This is a genomic window from Terriglobia bacterium (assembly GCA_032252755.1).
Lineage (GTDB): Bacteria > Acidobacteriota > Terriglobia > Terriglobales > Acidobacteriaceae > JAVUPY01.
The window spans coordinates 1-5,512 of record JAVUPY010000020.1; the positions used below are offsets into that span (position 1 = coordinate 1).

The 5,512-nt window shown below is 58.6% G+C and carries 3 protein-coding genes; all 3 read left to right on the forward strand.

Annotated elements, in window-relative coordinates:
* The first annotated feature begins 168 nt into the window (after positions 1-168).
* Complete coding sequence (locus ROO76_03895) at positions 169-1,179, forward strand: MoxR family ATPase (protein MDT8067287.1); 1,011 nt, start codon at positions 169-171, stop codon at positions 1,177-1,179.
* Positions 1,176-2,111 (forward strand): hypothetical protein, encoded by a 936-nt coding sequence (locus ROO76_03900; GenBank protein ID MDT8067288.1) that lies wholly within the window; start codon positions 1,176-1,178, stop codon positions 2,109-2,111. The genes ROO76_03895 and ROO76_03900 overlap by 4 nt, the downstream gene beginning before the upstream one ends.
* Positions 2,112-2,428: 317 nt before the next feature.
* On the forward strand, positions 2,429-4,900 hold the full coding sequence (locus tag ROO76_03905; protein ID MDT8067289.1) for an ABC transporter permease: 2,472 nt from the start codon (positions 2,429-2,431) through the stop codon (positions 4,898-4,900).
* The last annotated feature ends 612 nt before the right edge of the window (positions 4,901-5,512 follow it).

Genomic DNA, 5,512 nt, shown 5'->3' on the forward strand with positions numbered 1-5,512 from the left:
GCACCTCACTGCGGTGATCGACGGCGTCCTCTATGACACCCACAACTGCTCGCGTGGCGGAGCGCGCTGCGTATATGGCTACTTTTCGCGGCCGTAACCCAGATCTGACGCCCGCTTCAAGGAAGCTTGCAGGATCATTCTCCTACCTCAATCCTCAAAGGAAATCCCATGAAACCATTGAAACTCTATGAGGCGCTTCATGCGCTCATTGGTGAACGTGTGCCCCTGCACATCTGGGGTGCATGCGGAGTTGGTAAGTCGCAGATCGTTGCTCAGGTGGCCAACGATCTCGACTACGACTTTCTCGACGTGCGCGCTGTGCAGCTTGATCCGGTCGATCTCCGGGGACTGCCGCGGATCGCCGAAGACCAGACCGAATGGGTGCCGCCCAAGTTTCTTCCCACTACAGGCAAAGGCATTCTCTTTCTCGATGAGTTGACCTCCGCGCCGCAGATGACCCAGGCTGGCTGCTATCAGCTAGTGCTTGATCGCAGGCTCGGCGAGTATGTGCTGCCTGACGGCTGGGTGGTCATCGCAGCCGGGAATCCTGCCTCCGAGCGTGGCGTTCACTTCGCGATGCCACGACCGCTTCGCAACCGGTTCGTGCATTTAGACCTTGAACCTGATCTCGACGACTGGTGCCGTTGGGCGGTGAAGGCCCAAGTCCGTCCCGAGATCATCGCCTTTCTCCGCTTCAAGCCTGAGTTTCTGCATACGGCGGACGCGACGTCGGACGCCAACGCTTGGCCCACTCCGCGTTCCTGGGAGATGGCCTCACAGGTGCTTTGCGGTATCGCCCGTCGTCAGAAGACGCAGTTTCTCTCGGGGGCCAGCGAGTTTGAGGCGCAACTCCTGGATGGAACCGTGGGGCCGGCAGCGGCTTCGGAGCTTGTCGCATTCATTCGGCTGTTTCGACAGTTGCCTTCGATCGACGAGATCCTTCTGAACCCCACGATGGCGCCGCTTCCCACGGAGCCTTCCGCGCAAATCGCCATTGCTACAGCCCTGGGAAGGGCCATGAGCGACACCTCGGTAGGGAGAGCAATCGCGTATCTCGACCGAATGCCAACCGAAATGCGGGTGATGGCAATGCGCGACGCGGCGGCGCGGGACACCGCCATAACCCACACTCCAGAATTCGTTCGCTTCGGAGTGGAATGCCGGGAGGCCATCCAATGATTACAGAAAAGGCAATGCTCGCCGCCGTCCACATCAGCATCTGGACGGCCGTCAAACACGATCGCAAGGTCAGCCGAGACGTCGCCGATCAACATGGTGCGCACCAGGGCGCAGGCCGTTACAACAAGCAACTGCTGCGTGGCGCGGACAAGTTGGACGAACTGCGCACGCTCGCCGGCCAGATCCGGCAGCACTTCTATAAAATCACGCTGCCCTGGTCGGACGAAGGGTTTCGATTGCTGCCGGCGAACTTCTACTTCGATCTCATGGCGCGCATGCGCGAGTTCGAGGCCGGCTTCGAACAGGGAGTGGAAAGCTTCCTCGGCGTCTACCCCCAGTACATCGAGCAGGTCAGGCCGGAGTTGAACGGGCTCTTCCGCGAGGAAGACTACCCAAGTGCCGACAAGCTGCGGACGAAGTTTGGCGTCAAACTCGAAGTGCTGCCCATTCCGTCCGGGGCCGACTTCCGCGTCCAGATGTCGGCCGAGGAGCAGGCGCGGGTCTCGCGCGAGATCGATGCCAACGTCCGCGAATCGCTGATGCGCGGAACGGAAGACCTCTGGAAGCGGCTACGCGAGGTGGTCGCCCACATGGTCGACCGGCTCAATGAGCCGGAGTCGCGCTTCCACGGCTCGCTGGTAACCAATGTTCTAGACCTGGTGGAGATCCTACCGCGGCTTAACGTCAATGGCGATACGGACCTCAACCGTTTTGCGGAGCAAGTCAAAGGGCGGCTGTGCAACTACTCCGCTCAGGACCTCAAGAAGCATGACCTTCTGCGTGTCACGACGGCCACCGATGCCGCCAACATCGTCGCCGAAATGGATGGCCTGCTGCACAGCCGCGAAGCGGCAGATCCAATTGACGGACCAAGCGCCGATGACATCCTCGCCCGCATGTCCGCGTTCATGGGGGCGCCCACGGCGGCATGAGGTCCTCTGTCACTACAACCATAAGTTGGCCAGAATGGCCATTTTATGGTTGTAATTCCGGTTGGCCAGTGAGGCTTGCAACCATTTGCGAGCGAGGTAGGTTTCTGACCAGGAGTTGCTTGTGCTGGATACCTCTACGCGTGCGTGATTCAGTTCACCTGAACCGGGGAAAGTCCGCTCGCCTTATAATATTTTCGCTGCCGTTTAGTGTCGTTCTCCGTCTGTGTAAACGAGCTGATCGGGCTAGCTGAAAACGAGTCAACCAATCATTTGAGCTTTATGCGCGCGACACAGCCTGCGTAGGAGCGCGATCCAGGATGCTACAAAAAGCTCCTCGTCCAATATCAACGGAATCCATTCGAGGCGATCTGCGGCAGGCGTGGCGCCAGATCCGTAGAGCGCCCGCCTTCGCGACAACTGTTGTTTTGGTGCTCGCTGCGGGTTTGGGCGTCAGCGTTGCCATTTTCAGTGTTGTCCGGAATGTGCTGCTCAACCCATTGCCATTCCGCGATCCCGTGCGGCTCGTGCAGATTGTGAGCTGGTTCCCGAAAACGGGCGCTCTGAACGGCTGGAGTGCCCCGATGAGGGATGCACTGGACTGGAAGACCACAGTTCCGGCTTTTCAGGACGTGGCGATGTATCACTACGATCTGCGTAACCTCACCGGGAACGGCCAGGCGGAATCCAAATACGGGCTTCGCGTGACAGCCAATCTGTGGCCGATGCTGGGAGTGCGTCCGGAATTGGGAAATTGGTTTTCGGCGGATCACGATCTGCCGGGAAATGACCACGTCGTCATCCTCAGCGATGATCTATGGCGACGGCGCTTCGGAGCCGATCGGCAAATTGTCGGGAAGACGATTCATTTGGATAACGAGAGCTACGAAGTGGTCGGGGTCATGCCCCCAGGCTTCAATTTTCCGCTGAAGTTGGGGACCACCGCGCGATTGCCAACGGACCAGATGCAACATTGGATGCCGCTGGCCGTCGATCTTGCCAAGGAACAGCATGGCGCGCCGGATGCGGGTGTAATTGCGAAGCTGAAGCCCGGCATCACGTTGAGCGAGGCCCAAGCACAGCTCGAAAATGCGTGCCGCTCGTTGGAGCGCGAATATCCGAAGACGAATCGCGACGAGAGCGCGCGAATATTTTCGTTGCGCCAGCAGACGGTGAGGGGATTGAACGGACCTTTGCTTGCACTGCTGGCTGCTACAGGTTTGATGCTTCTGCTGGCCTGCGCGAATGTTGCCGGCCTGCTGCTGGCGCGAGGAGCAGCACGAAGCGGCGAGCTCGCGATCCGCATGGCATTGGGCGGCAGCAGCTGGCAGGTGGCGCGAATCCCGATGTTCGAGGGCGTTCTGTTGTGCTTTTGCGGATGTCTCCTGGGTGTGCCGGTTGCGGCGGCAAGCCTGAAACTTCTCCTGCATCTCGCGCCCATTGATGTGCCGCGTCTGGCGAATACGAGCATCGATTTCAGCGCCGTGCTTTTTGCTGCGCTGCTGGCGATCGCCTGCGGCGTGCTGATCGGAGGATTGAATGCGCTGCAGGTTCTGGGGCGCTCGCCTAGAGATGTATTGTCTGAGGCTTCGCGCACGAGCATGGGCCGCCCGCGCACGAGGCTACGCAGCTCCTTGGTTGCGGGGCAGGTTGCGGTTTCGGTGGTGCTGCTGTGCGTGGCCGGATTGATGCTGCGCACGCTGGTAAATCTCCTGTCGACGAATGCTGGCTACCGCGCCGAGCATGTGTTCTACGCCGTGACAGTGCTTCCTGCTTCTCAATACGGGCAGTTCGAGAGACGGCAAGTGTTCTTTAGCAAAGTGCTCGACAAGCTGAGGAGCACGCCACAGATCGAGAGTGCCGGTGTGTCGACGGGGTTCCCGTTTGTGGGGCAATACGACGACATGAAGGCGCAGTCTGAGGGCATGTTCAACGGCGGTAGCGCGGGGATCGATGCGGATTCCAATGACGTCTCTTCGGGATATCTGGAAGCGATGGGAGTGCGGCTGATCCGCGGGCGATTGATCGCGAAGACGGACACGCGCGATGCTCCGAAGATAGTGGTGGTCGACGAAAACCTGGCAAGGACGTTGTGGCCGGGCGAGAACCCGATCGGGCAGATGATCAATGTTGACGATCCTGCAAAGCCGGTGTGGCGGCGCGTCGTCGGAGTTCTGGCGCCGATGCGCAACATATCGCTTGATATGGCTGCACGACCGGGAGTGTTCATTCCAGCGGACCAATCGACAGGATACGTCAATTTTGTAGTGGTGAAGAGTCCTGGTTCCGCGCGAGATGTGGCGCGATTCATTAAGGACGCAGTAGCGAGCGTGGATGCGAGCCAGGGCGTGTTCTTTGTGCAATCGATGCCGGAGCTGATCGGAGGCACAATAGCACTGCGCAGTTTGTTATTTACTGTGCTCGTGTTCTTCGGCGGAGCGGCACTGGTGCTTTCGTCGTTCGGGATTTACGGACTGATTTCGTTTCTTGCGGCGAGGCGGATTCGTGAGGTGGGAATACGGATGGCACTTGGCGCCACGCGGAAGAGCATTGTGGGACTGGTGGTTTCAGAAGGGATTCGGTTAACACTGATTGGTGCAATTGCAGGTGTGCTTGGTTCGGCGATGGTGGGGCGGTTGCTCGCGGGGTTGCTTTTCGGCGTTCGTGCACTCGATGTGGAGACGCTTCTGCTGACTATTTCGATCCTGGGAGCCGTGACGACGATCGCAGCTCTCATTCCGGCCTGGCGAAGCTCTCGCGTTGAGCCGATGACCGCGCTAAGGACCGAGTAGCCGTCTGCATCGCTGTGGATTCTCGTCTGATTTAAGGGGTCTCGACTCTAACGCACTCTATTGGTGCGATCCGAGTGGTTTATAGGCCACTCTGACCTTTACCGGAAGTTCGCCCTCCCGCACCCCGTCTCCCCATGGGTGCTTCTGAGCGGCGGATTCCTCTTGGCTATAAAGGAAAAGTTCGCTGCAGCGACGGATGCTCACCAGCGTCAACAATCTCATCGAACGGTGATTACCGCGAAAAGCGATCGAGCACCCGCGGCCAAGATTTGCTTGGAACACAGAACTCGCGGCCAACTTATCCTTGGAATGCCGAAACTTTAGCGAACAGAATCCACTGAAACCCACGAATTCCGGCCAACTTATGATTGGAGGCCCGGCCAATTTATGCCTGTAGTGACATCCTCCTCCTCCTTTGTACTGGCTCATGCAGTACCTCGGAGATTAGAAGTCGGCATATTAGAACTCCGTAAATAGGGTGGTTGGCTCTGCTTCTCACTGCGGATGCGCAATTCGCCGATCAGACCGTTTTTGAAGTGAAAGGTGTCTGAGTTCGCATCAGCGTTTCGGCGAGTAACTTCTCACGAAAATAGCGTTGCTCAAGTCCGCTAG